Annotated in this window: 20 protein-coding genes; 9 read left to right on the forward strand and 11 right to left on the reverse strand. The window is 36.0% G+C overall.

Going from position 1 to position 18,551, the window contains the following annotated elements:
* Window positions 1-76 precede the first annotated feature (76 nt).
* Window positions 77-640, forward strand: coding sequence for a GNAT family N-acetyltransferase (locus O1A01_RS16770; RefSeq protein WP_066414541.1), 564 nt, complete (start codon window positions 77-79; stop codon window positions 638-640).
* Window positions 641-1,046: 406 nt separating this feature from the next.
* On the opposite strand, the gene O1A01_RS16775 is transcribed toward O1A01_RS16770, so the two are convergent.
* Window positions 1,047-2,213 (reverse strand): endonuclease Q family protein, encoded by a 1,167-nt coding sequence (locus O1A01_RS16775; protein ID WP_094366323.1) that lies wholly within the window; start codon window positions 2,211-2,213, stop codon window positions 1,047-1,049.
* Window positions 2,214-2,221: 8 nt separating this feature from the next.
* Window positions 2,222-2,770 (reverse strand): NUDIX hydrolase, encoded by a 549-nt coding sequence (locus tag O1A01_RS16780; protein ID WP_270064516.1) that lies wholly within the window; start codon window positions 2,768-2,770, stop codon window positions 2,222-2,224.
* A gap of 79 nt (window positions 2,771-2,849) precedes the next feature.
* Between O1A01_RS16780 and mciZ the strand changes: the two genes are divergently transcribed.
* Both mciZ and O1A01_RS16790 read left to right on the forward strand, forming a co-directional pair.
* A complete protein-coding gene (gene mciZ / locus O1A01_RS16785; protein ID WP_270064517.1) occupies window positions 2,850-2,984 on the forward strand; it encodes a Z-ring formation inhibitor MciZ in 135 nt (44 codons plus the stop codon).
* Window positions 2,985-3,046: 62 nt separating this feature from the next.
* The gene (locus O1A01_RS16790; RefSeq protein WP_270064518.1) at window positions 3,047-3,952 is read left to right on the forward strand and encodes an aldo/keto reductase; all 906 of its coding nucleotides are present in this window, start codon (window positions 3,047-3,049) and stop codon (window positions 3,950-3,952) included.
* Between the two features lie 110 nt (window positions 3,953-4,062).
* Here O1A01_RS16790 and O1A01_RS16795 read toward each other — a convergent pair whose 3' ends face one another.
* From O1A01_RS16795 to O1A01_RS16810, 4 genes are all read right to left on the reverse strand, one after another.
* Window positions 4,063-4,320, reverse strand: coding sequence for a YqkE family protein (locus tag O1A01_RS16795; protein WP_270064519.1), 258 nt, complete (start codon window positions 4,318-4,320; stop codon window positions 4,063-4,065).
* 169 nt (window positions 4,321-4,489) lie between these two features.
* A complete protein-coding gene (locus O1A01_RS16800) occupies window positions 4,490-5,158 on the reverse strand; it encodes a CoA transferase subunit B (protein WP_066414529.1) in 669 nt (222 codons plus the stop codon).
* Window positions 5,159-5,174: 16 nt separating this feature from the next.
* Window positions 5,175-5,864, reverse strand: a complete 690-nt coding sequence (locus O1A01_RS16805; protein WP_066414528.1) for a CoA transferase subunit A — start codon at window positions 5,862-5,864, stop codon at window positions 5,175-5,177.
* Between the two features lie 15 nt (window positions 5,865-5,879).
* Window positions 5,880-7,064 (reverse strand): acetyl-CoA C-acetyltransferase, encoded by a 1,185-nt coding sequence (locus O1A01_RS16810; protein ID WP_066414525.1) that lies wholly within the window; start codon window positions 7,062-7,064, stop codon window positions 5,880-5,882.
* Window positions 7,065-7,204: 140 nt separating this feature from the next.
* Here O1A01_RS16810 and O1A01_RS16815 point away from each other — a divergent pair, with 140 nt between their 5' ends.
* Complete coding sequence (locus O1A01_RS16815; RefSeq protein WP_270064520.1) at window positions 7,205-8,101, forward strand: hydroxymethylglutaryl-CoA lyase; 897 nt, start codon at window positions 7,205-7,207, stop codon at window positions 8,099-8,101.
* Window positions 8,102-8,588: 487 nt separating this feature from the next.
* Window positions 8,589-9,512 (forward strand): alpha/beta hydrolase, encoded by a 924-nt coding sequence (locus O1A01_RS16820; RefSeq protein WP_270064521.1) that lies wholly within the window; start codon window positions 8,589-8,591, stop codon window positions 9,510-9,512.
* A 73-nt stretch (window positions 9,513-9,585) separates the two neighbouring features.
* On the opposite strand, the gene O1A01_RS16825 is transcribed toward O1A01_RS16820, so the two are convergent.
* Window positions 9,586-9,798: a cold-inducible protein YdjO-related protein gene (locus tag O1A01_RS16825; RefSeq protein WP_066414520.1), complete on the reverse strand. Its 213-nt coding sequence runs from the start codon at window positions 9,796-9,798 to the stop codon at window positions 9,586-9,588.
* A 330-nt stretch (window positions 9,799-10,128) separates the two neighbouring features.
* On the opposite strand from O1A01_RS16825, the gene O1A01_RS16830 reads away from it, so the two are divergent.
* Complete coding sequence (locus O1A01_RS16830) at window positions 10,129-11,625, forward strand: esterase/lipase family protein (RefSeq protein ID WP_066414518.1); 1,497 nt, start codon at window positions 10,129-10,131, stop codon at window positions 11,623-11,625.
* A 262-nt stretch (window positions 11,626-11,887) separates the two neighbouring features.
* On the opposite strand, the gene O1A01_RS16835 is transcribed toward O1A01_RS16830, so the two are convergent.
* Window positions 11,888-12,337 carry an NUDIX hydrolase gene (locus tag O1A01_RS16835; RefSeq protein WP_270064522.1) on the reverse strand — a complete coding sequence of 150 codons (450 nt, stop codon included), beginning with the start codon at window positions 12,335-12,337 and terminating at the stop codon, window positions 11,888-11,890.
* A gap of 127 nt (window positions 12,338-12,464) precedes the next feature.
* Complete coding sequence (locus O1A01_RS16840) at window positions 12,465-13,751, reverse strand: NarK family nitrate/nitrite MFS transporter (protein WP_066414514.1); 1,287 nt, start codon at window positions 13,749-13,751, stop codon at window positions 12,465-12,467.
* Between the two features lie 229 nt (window positions 13,752-13,980).
* On the opposite strand from O1A01_RS16840, the gene pflB reads away from it, so the two are divergent.
* From pflB to O1A01_RS16855, 3 genes are all read left to right on the forward strand, one after another.
* Window positions 13,981-16,212 (forward strand): formate C-acetyltransferase, encoded by a 2,232-nt coding sequence (gene pflB, locus O1A01_RS16845; RefSeq protein ID WP_066414512.1) that lies wholly within the window; start codon window positions 13,981-13,983, stop codon window positions 16,210-16,212.
* A 65-nt stretch (window positions 16,213-16,277) separates the two neighbouring features.
* On the forward strand, window positions 16,278-17,006 hold the full coding sequence (pflA, locus tag O1A01_RS16850; protein WP_270064523.1) for a pyruvate formate-lyase-activating protein: 729 nt from the start codon (window positions 16,278-16,280) through the stop codon (window positions 17,004-17,006).
* A gap of 253 nt (window positions 17,007-17,259) precedes the next feature.
* Complete coding sequence (locus O1A01_RS16855) at window positions 17,260-17,811, forward strand: class I SAM-dependent methyltransferase (RefSeq protein WP_270064524.1); 552 nt, start codon at window positions 17,260-17,262, stop codon at window positions 17,809-17,811.
* A gap of 33 nt (window positions 17,812-17,844) precedes the next feature.
* Here O1A01_RS16855 and O1A01_RS16860 read toward each other — a convergent pair whose 3' ends face one another.
* Together O1A01_RS16860 and O1A01_RS16865 are read right to left on the reverse strand one after the other, a co-directional pair.
* The gene (locus O1A01_RS16860; RefSeq protein WP_066414506.1) at window positions 17,845-18,159 is read right to left on the reverse strand and encodes a DMT family transporter; all 315 of its coding nucleotides are present in this window, start codon (window positions 18,157-18,159) and stop codon (window positions 17,845-17,847) included.
* A 1-nt stretch (window position 18,160) separates the two neighbouring features.
* Window positions 18,161-18,502, reverse strand: a complete 342-nt coding sequence (locus O1A01_RS16865) for a DMT family transporter (RefSeq protein WP_066414503.1) — start codon at window positions 18,500-18,502, stop codon at window positions 18,161-18,163.
* Window positions 18,503-18,551 lie beyond the last annotated feature (49 nt).

Consider the following 18,551-nt stretch of genomic DNA (forward strand, 5'->3'; position numbering starts at 1 on the left):
TCCTATTAAAAAAATATTTTCATAGAGTTATGTTATATGTTACAATATGGAAAATTTATAGAAGGATGTGGAAAGATTGAACAATACAATGATTGAGTTTCCTCATGAGTTTACAACAGCACGCCTGCTCATTCGTCTTCCATTGCCCGGTGATGGCAAAGTGGTTCAACAAGCAGTCGAGCATTCTGTTCACGATTTAAAGCCATGGTTAGCATTTGCAAAAGAAGTTCCTTCAATCGAAAGCATGGAAGCGAACATTCGCCAATCACATGCACAATTTTTATTAAGAGAAGACTTACGACTTCATATTTTGCATAAAGAATCTGGAGAATTTATTGGTTCAACTGGGTTACATCGAGTAAATTGGGAAGTTCGTAGTTTCGAGATAGGATACTGGATTGATAGTCGTCATAGTGGAAACGGCTATATGTTAGAGGCTGTTGATGGCTTAACTAAATTTGCATTTGAAGTACTTCAAGCAAATAGGGTCGAAATTCGTTGTGATCCTAAAAATATAAGAAGTCGAAAAATACCAGAGAAATTAGGGTTTGACTTAGAAGGTATTTTAAAGAATAATAGCTTAGCCATAAATGGAGATGGTTTGCGGGATACGTGCGTGTTTGCAAAAATTAAAGATTAAACCGATCGTACTTCTTAAAAGGTAACAACGAAATTAAAATAGTATTATTAACGTAAACAACACAAAAGGTAGGACTGTATAAAGTTCCTACCATGAAAATAAGCTTCTTTTGGAAAAAGAACATTTCATTATAGACAACATTGATTGTTGTTATACGTTTTAAGTTAGTACGTTCCACTTCGCTGCAGGTACTCGCTTTCCGCGGGGAGAAACGGAAGACTCCTCGGGCTAAAGCCCTGCGGGGTCTCCCGATTCCTCTTCTTCCCACTGGAGTCTCGCACCTTCCGCTCCGTTCCACTCACAGTTCTAAATTTGGAAAAGCAAAAATATTGTAACAGTTATAAGCCGAACCATCCGTTTTTATTCTCCATGGTGTAACTTTCGCTTGCATGGGGGACTACCTTCACTATTCAGGTGTAACACTTCCGAATTTACCAGCTCCACCTGCTTTAAATGATAGCTCACCACTTCTAGCCTTCATTATTAATGTTCCGATTTTTTCACCTACAATTTCTACAAGTTCTTTTTCTGTTACGTTATGTAAGATGTTCATTTCCGTTTGAAAAGCTGCCCTTAACTTATATAATGTTTTCGGACCAACTCCAGGTATAAATTCTAATGGTATTTGATGTATATATGGTGGTCGAAATGCTGTATCAATTGTTACATGTCCAAGCTCCTTAATTCTTTCACTTACACCTTTCGTAAACTTAGAATGACCACAATTAGTACAATACCTTTCCTCGTTAACTCGTAAAGTAAAGCATTTCTCACATGCTGTATTGTAGTACTTCCCTAAGTAAGGATTAAGACCAAAGTTTTTCATAACTCGCCTACCGTCTTCCCCTTTTAGTACCTTTCGAAATTCAGCAAAGGTTGGCTCTTTCATCGTAACTAGCTGGTATTCACGAGCTATTTTGTTTAGTGAATGAGCATCTGAATTTGTAAGAAACGGATATGGAGCAAGTTCAGCAACAGAGGATGCCATTAAAGTATTGGAGCTAAGTCCAAGTTCAACTCCATCTACCAAATAGGCATCAAAAACCTCTGTAATACTTTTTACTACACCCTTACCATACAAGCTTTTGAATGGAGTGAATATATGCGCAGGAATAAATAAACCGTCAAGTTCGTGCACTTTTTCTTGTAAAACTCGGCCGCTTTCATAAATTCGTTGAGAAGACAATGTAATATTCGTAACACGTTTTGCAAACCATTCAGAAAACAACCTCATTTTATCTATCGTTGGTAAAAAGCATAAAACATGAATTGGCCCTTTACAATTTTCATCATAAATTTCTATTTCTGAGCCTAATAGTAGTGTAAGACCTTTAAACGATACTCCACCACCGTTTTCCTCCACTAAATTACCTTCATTTTTCCACTGTTCTAGCTGCATCATTACTTCTGGGACATGGCAATCGATTATCCCAATCATATCCAAGCCTTTATTATCCCGAGCCTCTACAATAATGTTTTCTAACGTCAAACTTTTTGAGGCGGTAATTTTCACGGGTTTTCCTGAAGCGGTACTACCTAAATGGATATGTAAATCTAAAAAATACTCGTTCACAAACATCGCTACTTTCGCATTTGTTGTAGTTGTAAATATTGAATAGCATATGCTGTTTTCGCATCATATATTTCTTTTGATTCCATCATTTGTAACGCTTCATTTAGTGTAACCTCAACTAAATCTACAAATTCGTCTTCATCTAAACTATGCTTTTGATTATCTTTTTTTAAGCCATTCGCTACGAACAGGTGAACTAATTCGTCAGCAAAGCCAGGTGAAGTGTAAAAAGAAATTAACGGAGTTACTCCATCACATGTATACCCTGTCTCTTCTTGTAGTTCTCGAATTGCCGTAACCTCAGGCTTTTCTCCATTTTCTAATTTCCCTGCAGGTATTTCCACTAAAATACGGTCCATCGCCTTCCGGTATTGTCTTACCATAACAATTTTTCCTTCATCAGTAATGGCGACAACTGCAACAGCCCCAGGATGTTTAATAATCTCTCTTGTACTCGTTTTTCCATTTGGTAACTCAACTTCTTCAAAATATAAGTCGATGACTCTCCCAGTAAATAGTTTTTCTGATTTAATTGTTTTTTCTTTTAAGTGCTCCACTCTCTACCACTCCTAAAAAGTTCTATGAATTGTTATTTATTCATACATTTTACCATACAACTTGTTGGGGGTAATAAAGATGAAAGTGTACGTTCGTCCAAACAATATCGTCTTGGTAGGGAAAGCTTGGGAAATCCGCCATCAACTAAAGGAGTATAATAAGGAGTTTGACACCGTGTTACAATGGATAACCTTTCTTCAGAAACAAAAGTAATCCTTCTATTTGTCCCTTTCATTCCCTTACGCTAAAATGAAGGAAATGGGAGGGATCTTCTTATGCTTAATAAAAACAGATTAGGAAACTCGGATTTGTATGTAAGTGAAATTGGGTTAGGCTGCATGTCTCTAGGCACAGTAGAAAGCACTGCAACAGATATAGTAAAAAGAGCACTTGATTTAGGTATTAACTATTTTGATACTGCTGACCTTTATGATAAGGGCTTAAATGAACAGATCGTTGGGAAAGCATTAAAGCAACAACGAAGTGAAATTATTTTAGCTACAAAAGTAGGGAATCGTTGGGAAGATGGGAAAGAAGGCTGGACATGGGATCCTTCAAAAGCGTACATAAAGAATGCTGTAAAGAATAGTTTACATCGTTTACAAACCGATTATATCGACCTTTATCAACTTCATGGTGGAACGATTGAAGATCACATAGATGAGACGATAGAAGCATTTGAAGAATTGAAACAAGAAGGAGTAATCCGCTTTTACGGCATTTCCTCTATTAGGCCAAATGTTATTAAAGAATACGTAAAAAAATCAACAATTAATTCTGTAATGATGCAATATAGCATACTTGACCGTCGTCCAGAAGATGTTGTATTAGATTTACTAAAGGATAATAATATTAGCGTTATTGCGCGTGGTCCTGTTGCAAAAGGATTATTAACAAACGTCTATAGAGATAAGTTAAATGCAAAGGGTTATCTTGATTATTCAAATGAGGAATTGAGAAAACTGCTAGATCAATTAGCTACAAAATTTACAGATTTAAATAGTATCGCACTACATTATTGTTTAAAGCACCCAGCTGTTGCTTCTGTGATTCCAGGAGCAAGTTCTATCCAGCAAGTAGAAGAAAATATCAAATCTTTAACTTCCAACACACTTTCAAACTCGGAATATGAATGGATCCAAAACATCGCAAAAGCTTCTACGTATAATGAACACAATTAAAAAAGGGAGCTGACCTAAAAGTCAGTCGAAACTGACTTTTAGGACTTTATTTGTTCGTTACCCTTATAAGGATCCTAAAATTCAATATTTAATAGAAAATATAAAAATTATCACTTGAATTCTTTCCAGTTCATGTTACTATCATTTAATAACTCTTCGAATGATTTATTTTTTTCACGGAGGCGACGCTCTTCTCTTTTCTTAATCTCCTCTTCTTCTTTACGCTTTTGTTCCGATTCCTCTAAAGATTGCTTCATTGATTTTAACTTAGAGAATACATCTCCTTGCAATTGATCTTTCAACGAAGTTTTTTCTTCCATATTCGTTGGTTTGTTAGTTCTTGTGCTATTCTTTTTCTTTTTTGCCATGCATCCATACTCCTTTGTTTCAAATATGCGTATGAAAAAATCCTTGTATACTACTTGCTAATAAATAGCTAAATGATATTATAAAAAGCTGTTAGATTATAAAATAATTATATATGTTTCTATTACAATTATAAAGGGGCAGTAGCGTTTAAGCTACTACCCCTTTACTTTAATATGCATCTAAAACTACTTGTTCATCAACAACTAACTCTGGTTCAGTCGATTGGAGGATGTCGTCGACTGTGTAACCTTTCGCAACCTCAACTAGTTTTAATCCATATTCGGTTACGTCAATGACTGCACGGTCTGTTATTATTCGATTTACAACACCTTTACCTGTTAACGGAAGTGAGCATTCTTTTAGTATTTTTGCATCTCCGTTTTTATTAACGTGATCCATAATAACAATGATTTTTTGAGCTCCGTGAACAAGGTCCATTGCTCCACCCATTCCTTTAATCATCTTTCCAGGAATCATCCAGTTAGCTAGGTCACCCGTTTCACTAACTTCCATTCCACCTAATATTGCAATATTTACATGTCCACCACGAATCATCGCAAAAGACTCAGCACTATCGAAGTAAGCTGCACCTGGAATCGCAGTAACAGTTTCCTTCCCGGCATTAATTAAATCTGGATCAACATCCTCTTTTGTTGGATACGGTCCAATTCCTAGTAGTCCGTTTTCCGATTGTAAAACTACTTGTTTGTTATCTGATATATAGTTAGCTACTAGAGTTGGCATACCAATACCAAGGTTCACGTAAAATCCACTCTCAATTTCTTTTTCCGCACGTTTTGCAATTTTTTCTCTCGTTAAAAATTTTTCATTAGCCATTTTATTTTCCTCCTCTCTAGTCTCTCACCGTTAGTCGTTCTATTTTTTTCTGTTGCTCTCCAACTATTAATCTTTGAACGTAAATACTTGGCGTTTGAACTTCGTTCGGTTCAATATCACCGATTTCTACTAACTCTTCCACTTCTGCAATAGTAACGGTACCAGCTGCTGCAATCATTGGATTGAAATTTCGCGCTGTTTTGTTGTAAACTAAATTACCCATTTTATCTGCTTTAGCTGCACGAACTAAAGAAAAATCAGCTTTATATGCTTCTTCCAAAACATACTCCTTACCATCAAATTCTCTAACTTCTTTTCCTTCAGCAATTGGCGTGCCAACTCCTGCAGGTGTATAGAAAGCTGGAATACCTGCACCACCAGCTCGAATTTTTTCTGCAAGTGTTCCTTGTGGTACTAAGTCCACCTCTAACTCGCCAGAAAGCACTTGACGCTCAAACTCTTTATTTTCACCAACATAGGAGCCTACCATTTTTTTTATTTGACGATTTTTCAATAACAAACCTAAGCCCCACTCATCCACACCACAGTTATTTGAAATCACTGTTAAATCTTTTACTCCTGTTTCTACTAGAGCTAAGATTAAGTTTTCTGGAATACCACATAGTCCAAACCCACCAACCATAATCGTATCGCCATCTTTAATGTCTTTTACCGCTTCTACAAATGAAGTATAAATAGGTTTCATCGTAATTCTCCTCTCCTACACATTTTCTATAACTGTTGCTACCCCTTGTCCTCCGCCGATACAAAGAGTTGCTAAACCTTTTTTCGCTTGGCGGCGCTTCATTTCATGAATTAATGTAACTAGTATTCTTGCGCCACTAGCACCTATTGGATGACCAAGCGCGATAGCACCACCGTTTACATTCAATATATCTTTATCAAATGAAAGCTCTTTTCCTACAGCTAATGCTTGAGCTGCAAAAGCTTCATTTGCTTCTATAAGATCTATGTCATCCATTGTTACATTTGATTTTTTTAAAACTTTTTTAACCGCACTTACTGGGCCTATCCCCATTACACTTGGATCGACACCAGCACTTGCATTGGCTTTTATTGTAACTAAAGGAGTTATTCCTAATTGTTCCGCTTTTTCACGGCTCATGACTATAACTGCAGCTGCTCCATCATTTATTCCAGATGCGTTACCTGCAGTAACGGAACCGTCTTTTTTAAACGCTGGACGTAATCCCCCTAATTTCGCTGCAGTAGTACCACTTCTAGGATATTCGTCACGGTCAAAAGAAATGATTTCTTTTTTCTGCTTTACTTCAACTGGGACTATTTCATCTGTGAATTTCCCAGTCTTTAAAGCCGCTTCCGCTTTTTGCTGACTCCATGCAGCAAATTCATCCTGTTCATCTCTTGTCAATTCGTATTGGGAACATAAATTTTCAGCTGTTACTCCCATGTGATAGTCATTAAATGCACACCATAAACCATCAGAGATCATACTATCAATGACGGATTGATCTCCCATTCTATACCCATCTCGAGCTCCCTTTAATAAATACGGAGCTTGCGACATATTTTCCATACCACCAGCGACGACAATATCTGCATCCCCTGCTAAAATTGCTTGTGTAGCTAAATGAACAGATTTTAATCCTGATCCACACACTTTATTAATCGTCATGGCACTTACTTCATGCGGTAATCCTGCTTGAATAGCAGCTTGACGAGCAGGATTTTGCCCTAACCCCGCCTGCAATACATTCCCCATTATCACTTCGTCCACTTGCTCTGGATTTACCCCTGCTCGCTTTAATGCTTCCTTTATGACAGTTGCTCCTAATTGTGGAGCAGATATATTTTTTAACGACCCTCCAAAACTACCAATCGCCGTTCTAACAGCGCTTACAATTACTACATCCTTTGTTGACATTTCTCCATCTCCTTTCCATTACTTATTTCTTGCTATTTGTCGAAAATCCTCTTTATATTTTTAAAAATTTTTATTGTTGTTGCAATTCAATTTATAATATTAATAGAATAGAAGAATAATACATTTTAAGGGGTGATTTTTTGAACTTACCAAAAGAAGTAACAATTATAGAAGTTGGACCACGTGATGGTTTACAAAACATTAAGGAATGGATTCCTACTACAGCAAAGATTAACTTTATTAAAAACTTGAAAGATGCAGGTATTCAAGAAATGGAACTAACATCTTTCGTTTCTCCAAAATGGGTACCTCAAATGAAAGATGCTTCAGAAGTAATTTCGCTTTCTTTAGATAATAATACAAGGAACATCGTACTCGTACCTAATGCAAGGGGAATAAGTAGGCTTTATGAGACAGATTGTAAAAATGCGGCAGTTTTTGTCGGAGTATCGGATTCGTTTAATAAAAAAAATATAAATAAGACAACGGAAGAAAGTATGCAAGAATTAACTCCACTAATTGCTGAATTAAAAGAAAAAGGGTATTGGATACGTGCGTGTATTTCCACCTCATTCTACTGTCCATATGAAGGCAAAGTAGAAGTAGAAAAGGTTGTTTCATTATGTAAGCGTTTTGAGGAATTGGGTGTTGACGAATTAAGTGTTGCAGACACAATCGGTATGGCCAATCCGAAAGAGGTTTTCGAATTATTTTCCATTCTAAAAAACACATTAGTAAAATTGCAAATAACCGCCCATTTTCATAATACAAGAGGTATGGCACTTGCTAATGTATTCGCTGCCTTACAAGCTGGAGTAGACCGTTTTGATACATCTGCAGGTGGGTTAGGTGGATGTCCATTCGCTCCTGGCGCATCTGGAAATGTAGCTACAGAGGACGTTGTACATATGTTAAATCAGATTGGTATTGAAACAGGTGTTGATATAGACAAAATTGTGCACGCACTAAATAGTATGAAGGAACATATAGCAAAACCTTTTGAGAGTAGTTTGTATAAATTAGCTTCGTTACAATGAAAGATGTATAATTTCTTCCCACCTTTCTCAAATTATCAATGATAAGTTGAGAAAGGAGATTTTTGTTATGGCTAAACAACGTGGTCAAAAAGGTAAGCCTAATGCAGACAAGAGTAAGCAACCAATTGCACAAGAAGAGTTAGAAAAAGCGATTCACCCGACGAAAAGGCAAAATTCAGAACAATAATTCTTCCCCTAGAAAGGCATGACAAAAATGAACCATGCCTTTCTTCAGTTATCTTCATTAATATTTATTATTTTGCTCTTCATCCAATAACATCTTCCATCTGCTATTTATCTTTCAAGTTCAATATACTCTCTTTTTAATTTCCTTAAATTTTTTATATTTTCCATGTAATCCCCCTCTTTTTAAACGAGATTCGACTCATGTATCATTTTTTCCTTTAAGACAATGTTATAAATTTTTGTGAACTAACTAAATAATGGTAAACTAATTGTAACTAAACAACTGAGGTGACGAATAAAAATGAAGCGGTACTATAGGCAAGTAATAGTATTATTTACAATTCTTTTTTCTTACGTGTTCATTGTTGGTCTGCTTTTTTCTAACATTGTTATGTATATACGAAAAAAAACAACGGAAGAGATAATTGAGCGAGAGAAAAACTTAGGGCACTATAAAGAGGATGAATATGCTTCATTACCAAAAAAACCTTTAAACATTGCTTCACCTTTTGGCTACAACATATACGGTGAATTAATTAAGGTAAATGACTCTAACCGATACATGATATTTTGCCACGGAGTAACTCAAAACACATATAATTCTATTAAGTATATGAATATTTTCTTAAAACGTGGTTGGAATGCCGTCATTTACGATCATCGTAGACACGGAAAGTCTGGAGGAAAAACAACTAGTTATGGCTATTATGAAAAACATGACTTAAAAGCGGTTGTAGATTGGGTGAAAAAGAGGCAAGGACAAGATAGTATAATTGGTATTCACGGTGAATCAATGGGCGCATCTACGTTACTTTTATATGCTGGTGGAATGGAAGACGGTGCGGACTTTTACATCGCCGATTGTCCTTTCTCCGATTTAGAAGAACAATTAGCCTACCGTTTGAAGGTTGAATATAAGTTAATTCCTAAATATGCAATTATGCCAATCGCAAAAACATTTTTACGAATTCGAGATAAATACAATTTAAAAGAAGTCTCTCCAATTTCAGTAATAGAAAATATAGAAAAACCAATACTATTTATCCATAGCGAACCAGATGATTACATTCCAAAAGTCATGACAGAGCAATTATTCGAAAAGAAAAAAGGCTTAAAAAAGCTCTATTTAGCACCAAAAGGCCAACACGCCATGAGTTATAGCGAAAACCGAGAAGAATATGAGAAAATGGTAGATGAATTTTTACAAGAAATCGGTTACCATTAAAAACATAAAAAACATTTCCGAGCAGAACGTATTAAAAAACAGCAATTCCAATTAGCGAATTGCTGTTTTTATATTATCTACCATAAAAATTATTATTTTTATCAATTTCAGGAAGAGTTCTTATTTCCTTTTTCATCGAACCACCACATAATGGACATAGCTCATCTTCTGAAGCAAATTCTTCTCTCATCCAACCGTTGCAATCGTCACCTTCACAGGATAGTACATTTTTTTCTACGTCAGGCGGTTTGGGAATTTCCATTTGATTTCTTCTACCGAATGCCATCGCATACGCCTCCTTCACTACTATCTTTCCCAATTATACCAATAACATGTACCAAATGTTGGCTCTTGTACAAAATGTTTTAATATTATTCGCGTTTTTCATAAAAATAGGTCTATTTCCGTAAATGGAATGAAGCTTCCCTCCTACCTCTTTCTTATTTTTTCATCCTGATCATGTTTTACGTCTTTCTTTCCATTATCCCCATAGACTGATGATGGAGTTACCAAAAAATAGTTTAACTTCAATAATCAGAGTATAACGTCCTGTACTTCCTGTCCTATTAAGATGATTTTTTATGGGTGCTTTGCTCTGAAATAAAGGAGGAATAAAATGAAACGAGTAAGTTTACTGTTAATTTCTTTCCTTTTACTTATTGTGCCGCTTCAAGTTAGTGCAGGTACAATTGGCGGGAAAGACGATCCTGGTGGAGTTCCTGGACAATGGTATGTTGGAGATACTCCTAGCTACATTGATCCAAACAAAGCGCCGGTTGTATTTGTACACGGATTTAACAGCTCATCAAGAACATGGTGGGAAAGTAATGATATGTACCAAGTTGCTCTCCAAAACGGATATGAAACTGCATTTGTGGATGTACACCCAGATAAGAATATGTGGGATAACGGTATTCTACTAGCTAGTAAACTGCAGGAAATTTACAACTACTTTGGTCAAAAGAAATTAGTCGTTGTTGCACATAGTAAAGGCGGAATCGACACACAAAACGCATTAATACATCAGAACGCTCACCCATATGTCTCTAATCTTATCACCTTATCTACTCCTCATTACGGCTCCGAACTTGCTGACTTAGCATACAGTAGTTGGGCTGGCTGGCTCGCTGGAATTTTCGGTGGTAGAAATGACGCAACTTACTCCTTACAAACTGGTTACATGAGTCAATATCGTGTTCAAACAGATGGTCACGCTAATAGAAGTAGGAATCCTATTTATACATTTGGTGGAACGAGTTGGGGTAGTTTCGGCTCTTCTCTTTATTGGGGAGGACTTTACTTAAGTTCTTACGGGCAAAATGATGGTGCTGTAACGGTTAGAAGTTCTAGATTACCATACAGTCATGAAGTTCGTGTTAGCAATTGGAATCATAGTAGTATTCGAGAAGGTCGGAACACTTTCCATTTATTCCGTCCATATTTAACAAGTAGCCAGCCAAGCTCATTTTTTTCCGCATATAACGAGGTTAGTGCCTCTGCTGAATATTTAGATATAGAAACCATCAACCCAGCAACCAATATGATACTCCGCGGTGGAGAATATAATAACAGTAAAAAAGAACATTTTGTTGTAGAAAACGGTACTAATCATTTATCATTGGATTGGCTAAGTGACCAAAAACATCAACAATTACAAGTAGTAAGCCCTTCCGGCTATATATATAGTAACTTTGCAATTTATGAAAATGACAATATTTTTAAAGGAGCATATCATCACACCGTTACGATCAATCAACCTGAAGCTGGAAAGTGGACAGTTCTTGCTAACGAAACAAAGGCAGCTTATTTAATGAATGTCTCCATCGACAGTAACATTAATGATAGCCTAACATTTGATTACGAAAACTTACAGGTTAGTAGAGGAAAAAATATTAAAGCACTAGAAATGACAGTCCACCTTAATAATAATGGAATACAAACTACACGTACGAAAAAACAAATGGCACAAAAGGAAAAACTACCTATTACCCTTTCAAAAGCAGGTGTTTACAACATAACGATTGATTTTAAAGGAAAAACTGCTAATGGAGATGACTTTGAGAGAACGGTAGTAAAATCTGTATTTGTAGATGAAAAAGGAAATGTTTATTAAATAACGGGGCTGTCCTAAAAGTCAGTAGAATCTGACTTTTAGGACCTTTTTTGTTCGTTACCCTCATAAGTATTCTTAAATTTTCATGAGCTGTACGTACAAATTTTTGATTATGTGTAGTTTGTATAGAATGTAGTTTAGCCCAATCAAAAATACTATGTATAATGATTCTACCTTCTGTATGAAATCCTTACATGAAAAACAATGGAAAAACGAATTGATTCTACACTGTTTTGAGGTTTATTGGACAGCCTCCCTATGCTCATAAAACATATTTAGTTAAAAAATGCTTCGTTTCTTCATGCGCTATTATATCGACTATGTTTTCTTTAGAAACCCATCGACAGCTTTTTATTTCTGTATCAATTGGTGTAAACACGTCATTATTACCCGTATACACGACATGAAACAATGTCGTGCTCTGACCTTTGTAACCAATCTTTTCTTGAATAGAAGTTGGAAAAGTAAACTGAATCTTCGCATCATATTGTGATACAATTTCCCATTCGGCAGATCCAGTTTCTTCTTTTAACTCTCTAATAAGCGCCTGTTGTAGTGATTCATCTTCACTTTTGACGCCACCTTTTGGTATATCCCACTCAGCAGTAGTGTTAATTTTATTTCCATTTTTATCATGCCATTTAACTTTTTCTACTAGTAAAATATCGCCATTTTCTCTTTTCGCTATCGCCCCTACAGCTTGTCTAAACAAAAATACCCCTCCTTTCCTTTATTTTACTAAATTTACAGCTCAGAATTCGACTAAAATTACTTTTAACGTTAAAAAGGAAGTTCTTCACGTATGTAAAGAACTCCCTTCCATCTCTTTTATGTCTTAATTAGCATTTTACTTCTGCGTTTTTACGGTTATAGTAATAAATATTTAATAGAATAGAAATTGCGTAAAAAGCGATAAAGAAATATAACGCAGTAGCTGGTGTTCCTGACGTAGCCATTGACCAACCGAACAATTTTGGAATAAAGAATGATCCATAAGCTGCAAATGCTGCAGTAAATCCAAGAACTGGCGCTGCTTCTTTTGCTGGGAAAATGATAGGTATCATCTGGAACGTAGAACCAGAACCTATACCTGCTGCAATGAATAATAGTAAAAACGAAAGTAAGAAACCAGTGAAAAATTGTTGTCCAAGGAAGTAAATAACTAGCAATGCCCCTATAGACATCGTGATTAGAACAAATGTTGTTACTTTTGCTCCTCCAAACTTATCTGATAACCAACCACCAACCGGTCTAAACGACGCGGCTAAAAATGCTCCTAAAAAGGCTAAACCAACATATTGTGGGAACGTACTTTTTAGTAATAGTGGAAATGCTGCTGAGTACCCAATAAATGAACCGAATGTCGCAACATATAACCAAGTCATGATCCACGTATGCTTTCTTTTCACAATAACAAATTGTTCTGCTACAGATTGTTTCGTATTAGGTAAGTTATCCATTCCAAAATACGCAACAATCGTCATAATTATAATAGGTAATACCCAAACGAACGCTGCATTTTGTAACCAAACTTGTGATCCATCCGGTAACACTTGACCTTCTCCACCGATAAATGAGAAAGTTCCGATCGTAATAACTAATGGAGTAACAAACTGTACAACTGATACCCCCATATTTCCGAGTCCACCGTTAATACCTAACGCTGTTCCTTTTTCTTTTTTAGGGTAGAAAAAGCTAATATTCGCTAAAGAAGAAGAGAAATTACCTCCCCCTAAACCACAAAGAGCTGCAAGAATTAGCATAACCGAATATGGTGTATCTGGGTTTTGAACAGCAAATCCGATACCAATGGCTGGGATAGCTAATACACCTGTAGAAAATACAACCCAGTTTCGCCCGCCGAACTTTCCAACAGCGAATGTATAAATAAATCGTAACGATGCCCCAATTAATCCTGGAATGGCTGCTAGCGTAAATAATTGCTCATCTGTATACTGAAACCCTATATCATTTAACCGAACTGCAACTACTGACCACATCTGCCAAATAACAAACGCTAATAATAATGTAAAAACAGATATCCAAAGGTTACGCCTTGCATGTCGCTTCCCTTCTCTTTCCCAAAAATCTTTATTTTCTGGGTTCCATTCTGTTATACGTGCCATTTTTCATTCCTCCAATTAATCTTTAACTTTTCTTTCTATGGGCACATCATACATCTTCAAGCTAATACTAAAATGTGAACTTTATCACACTTTCAAATTTTAGTAATAAATTTTTTACAAATTCGTGTCATGTGATAAATATCACACCTTTTCCTGAATGTTCCTTGTTATATTTAAATTGTTAAAAACATCACAAACTCAATTAACCTTTTTAAAGGAGTTGGAAATCATGAACTATCCTCAAAATTTCCGCAAAGGAAACTGGAATAAAGAAATTGATGTAAGAGATTTTATCCAACAAAACTTTTTACCTTATGATGGAGATGAAACGTTTTTAGCACAGGCTACAGAACGTACAGAGAGCTTATGGAAGAAAGTAATGGAACTTACGAAAGAAGAACGTGAAAGAGGCGGTGTATACAATTTAGATACAGAGATCGTATCTACTATCACTTCTCACGGCCCAGCTTATTTAGATAAAGATAGTGAAACAATTGTTGGCTTCCAAACAGATGAAGCATTCAAGCGATCTTTACAACCTTATGGCGGTATAAGAATGGCAGCAACTGCCTTAGAGTCATACGGATACGAAATTGATAAGGAAGTAGATAATTTCTTCACCAAACATCGAAAAACACATAACCAAGGTGTATTCGATGCCTATACAGATGAAATGAAAGTAGCTAGAAAAGTAGGAATTATTACTGGTTTACCAGATGCTTACGGTCGCGGAAGAATTATTGGAGACTATCGTAGAGTTGCACTTTATGGAATAGACTTCCTTATTGAAGATAAGAAAAAAGATTTAAAAGACACAGGCTCTAGAATGACGGAAGATATTATCCGTTTAAGAGAAGAAATTTCTGAACAGATTCGTGCACTGCAAGAACTAAAGGAACTTGCAAGTATTTATGGATATGATATTTCGGAGCCAGCTCAAACAGCTAAAGAGGCTTTTCAATGGCTATACTTCGGATATTTAGCAGCTATTAAAGAACAAAATGGAGCAGCAATGAGCCTAGGTCGAGTATCTACTTTCTTAGATATTTATATTGAAAATGATATTCGCGAAGGTAGATTAACAGAAGAAGAAGCTCAAGAACTAGTAGATCATTTCGTTATGAAGTTACGTTTAGTGAAGTTTGCTAGAACGCCAGAATACAATGACTTATTTAGTGGAGATCCAACGTGGGTTACTGAGTCTATCGGTGGTATTGGATTAGACGGCAGACCGCTTGTTACAAAGTCATCCTTCCGTTTTATTCACACATTAACGAACTTAGGTCCTGCTCCAGAGCCTAACTTAACGATTCTTTGGTCTACACAACTACCTGAAAACTTTAAGCGTTTTTGTTCTAACATGTCTATTAAAACAAGCTCTATTCAATACGAAAATGATGATTTAATGAGACTTGAATATGGTGACGATTACGGCATCGCTTGTTGTGTATCTGCAATGAGAATTGGTAAGCAAATGCAGTTCTTCGGAGCTAGAGCGAACTTAGCAAAAGCTTTACTATACGCTATTAACGGTGGCGTAGATGAAAAAGCAAAAATACAAGTTGCACCGAAGTTTGAGAAAATACAAGGCGAGTATTTAGATTACAACGAAGTAATGTCTAAATATGATCAAGTGCTCGATTGGTTAGCAGAACTTTACATTAATACGTTAAATATCATTCATTACATGCATGATAAATACAACTATGAAAGAATTGAAATGGCGCTGCATGATAAAGACGTTTTACGTACAATGGCTACTGGTATTGCTGGTTTATCCGTCGTTGCTGACTCGTTAAGTGCTATTAAACATTCTAAAGTTAAAGTAATTCGTGATGAAAATGGCATTGCTGTTGATTATGTAGTAGAAGGAGATTATCCTCAATACGGTAACAACGACGAGAGAGTTGACTCTATCGCGGTAGAAGTTGTGAAGAGCTTTATGAAAAAGTTAAAGAAACATGAGACGTACCGTAATTCAATGACAACGATGTCAATCTTAACGATTACTTCTAACGTAGTGTACGGGAAGAAAACTGGGAATACTCCGGACGGTCGTCGAGATGGCGAGCCATTCGCACCAGGGGCTAACCCATTACATGGTCGTGATAAGAAAGGAGCCCTTGCTTCTTTAAATTCTGTATCCAAACTCCCTTACCATCACGCATTAGACGGTATATCTAACACGTTCTCTATCGTTCCGAAAGCGTTAGGGAAAGAAGAAGATACTCAAATTACTAACTTAGTAGCTATTCTTGATGGCTATGCAGACAAAAAAGGGCACCACTTAAATATTAACGTATTTGATCGCGAAACTTTACTAGATGCAATGGAACATCCAGAATTGTATCCACAGTTAACCATTCGTGTATCAGGTTATGCCGTTAACTTTATTAAACTAACAAGAGAACAGCAATTAGACGTTATTAATCGTACATTCCATGAGTCATTAGGTTCTTAAGCCTTTCTTTTTGAAAGGCTTCCCCCTCTTTGCTGTTCCTTAAAATAGAAAGAAGGTATTCAATTATGCAAGGTTATATACACTCTATCGAAACGTCCGGCATGGTAGACGGTCCAGGTATTCGTTACGTTATTTTCACTCAAGGCTGTTTGTTAAGGTGTCAATTTTGCCATAACCCGGACACGTGGGAACAGAAAAAAGGAAAGCTTATGTCTGTGGACGAATTAATAGAAGATATTGAAACGTATCTTCCCTACATGAAACACTCAAACGGAGGAGTAACCGTAAGTGGTGGCGAACCGCTATTACAAATTGATTTCGTAATTGCATTATTTAAAAAATGTAAAGAGTTAGGAATTCATACAACGGTTGACACTTCTGCTGGTTGTTTCTCTAACTCTAAAAGATTTCTTGAATCATTGGATGAACTTCTAAAGTATACAGACCTATTTTTACTAGATATTAAGCAAATCAATAACGAAAAGCATAAAGAACTAACTTCATTACCAAACACCCATATTTTACAATTTGCCAAACTACTATCAGATAGAAATGTACCTGTATGGATTCGTCACGTGCTAGTTCCTACTAAAACAGATGATGTACAAGATTTAAAAGAGCTTGGTGAGTTTATTCAAACGCTAACGAATGTAGAAAAAATTGAAATACTTCCTTATCATCAAATGGGTGTATATAAATGGGAACAACTTGGGATTCCTTATGCCCTAAAAGATGTTAATCCACCGAATGAAGAATTAGTCAAAAAAGCGAAAGAACTATTAGGCAGTATATAATTATCAGGGACGTCCTAAAAGTCAGTAGAAACTGACTTTTAGGACCTTTTTTTGTTCGTTACTCTTATAAAGATTTTTGAAAATTCATGAGTTGTAATTATAAATTTTTCACTATAAGTAGTCTGTATAGATGATGGTTTTAACCCAATCAATAGAGAATAATACGTATAATGAATCTACACTCTTTTTCTTTTCTTTTTTGACAATATTCAATATAATGTAAGAAAAAGGAATAATTGATGAGGAGAAATTAATGACCTTAGTTGATGTAAAACTAGTAATTGGTGCTGGCGGATACAATAACAACCCTGGCTGGATACATACGGAAGAAGAGACATTAAGTTTGCTAGATGAAACTACGTGGAGTGCACAGTTTAACAAGAATAGTATCTCAGCAATAGTAGCTGAGCATGTTTGGGAACATCTTTCGTTTGATGAAGGAGTAATAGCGGCAAACATTTGTTACAAATATTTAAAGTCCTCTGGTTACATTCGATGTGCCGTTCCAGATGGCTTCTTTCCAAATGAGGAGTACCAAAACATAGTAAAAGTGGGTGGACCTGGTCCTAAAGAACATCCTGCTTCGAGTCATAAATTCGTTCACACATATAAAACATTATCACATATATTTAACAGTGCAGGCTTTGCCGTCAAACTTCTAGAGTATTGTGATGAAAAAGGAGTATTTCACTATACGGATTGGAATGAAAGTGACGGTGTTATCTTTCGTTCTAAGAAGATTGACCCTAGAAATAAGGACGAGTTAGTCTTTCCTTCTCTCATTTTAGATGCATTAAAGCAATAAAAAAAGGACCTATCCAGAGGTCCTTTCTTAAATTTATGATATTAACTTTAACCCAATCGTTGCAGCAATTACTAAACTAATAAAAAATATTCTCTTCCAATCTTTCGGTTCATTATAAAATATCATTCCTAAAATCGCTCCACCTGCAGCACCGATACCAGTCCATACCGCATACGCTGTACCCATCGGCAATGTTTCCATCGCAATCGCTAGGAAAATAAAACTAAAACCAAACCCAAGTACTAGTAGAAGGAGAGAAATAATCTTTCGGTCATGGTGCCATTTATTAATCATTAAGACACCACCCATTTCAAATAAACCTGCCAATATTAAATAAAACCAAGCCATGTTACATTTCTCCTCCTTCCGCTTTTTGTTCTGAGGTTACCATTTTCAACCCAATTACACCTAATAACAGTAATAGTATAAAGAATAGCTTACCTATATGAACTGGTTCTTGAAAGAACAGTATCTCTGATATGACTGTTCCTGCCGTTCCTAGTCCAACAAATACAGCATAAACTGTTCCAACTGGCAATTCTTTACCTGCGTTTATTAGTAAATAAAAACTAATCGCAATCGCGATAATCGTTACGCCCCATTCTAGTGGCTGACTAGCATGTTTCAACCCAATAACCCAAATCACTTCAAAAAATGCGGCTATCAAAACTTTCGTCCAATTCCAATTCATTTTTTAACACCCCGTTTCAAAAATAAAAAAGCCAAGAAGATTATTCATG

The organism is Sutcliffiella sp. NC1 (assembly GCF_027594365.1).
GTDB lineage: Bacteria > Bacillota > Bacilli > Bacillales > Bacillaceae_I > Sutcliffiella > Sutcliffiella cohnii.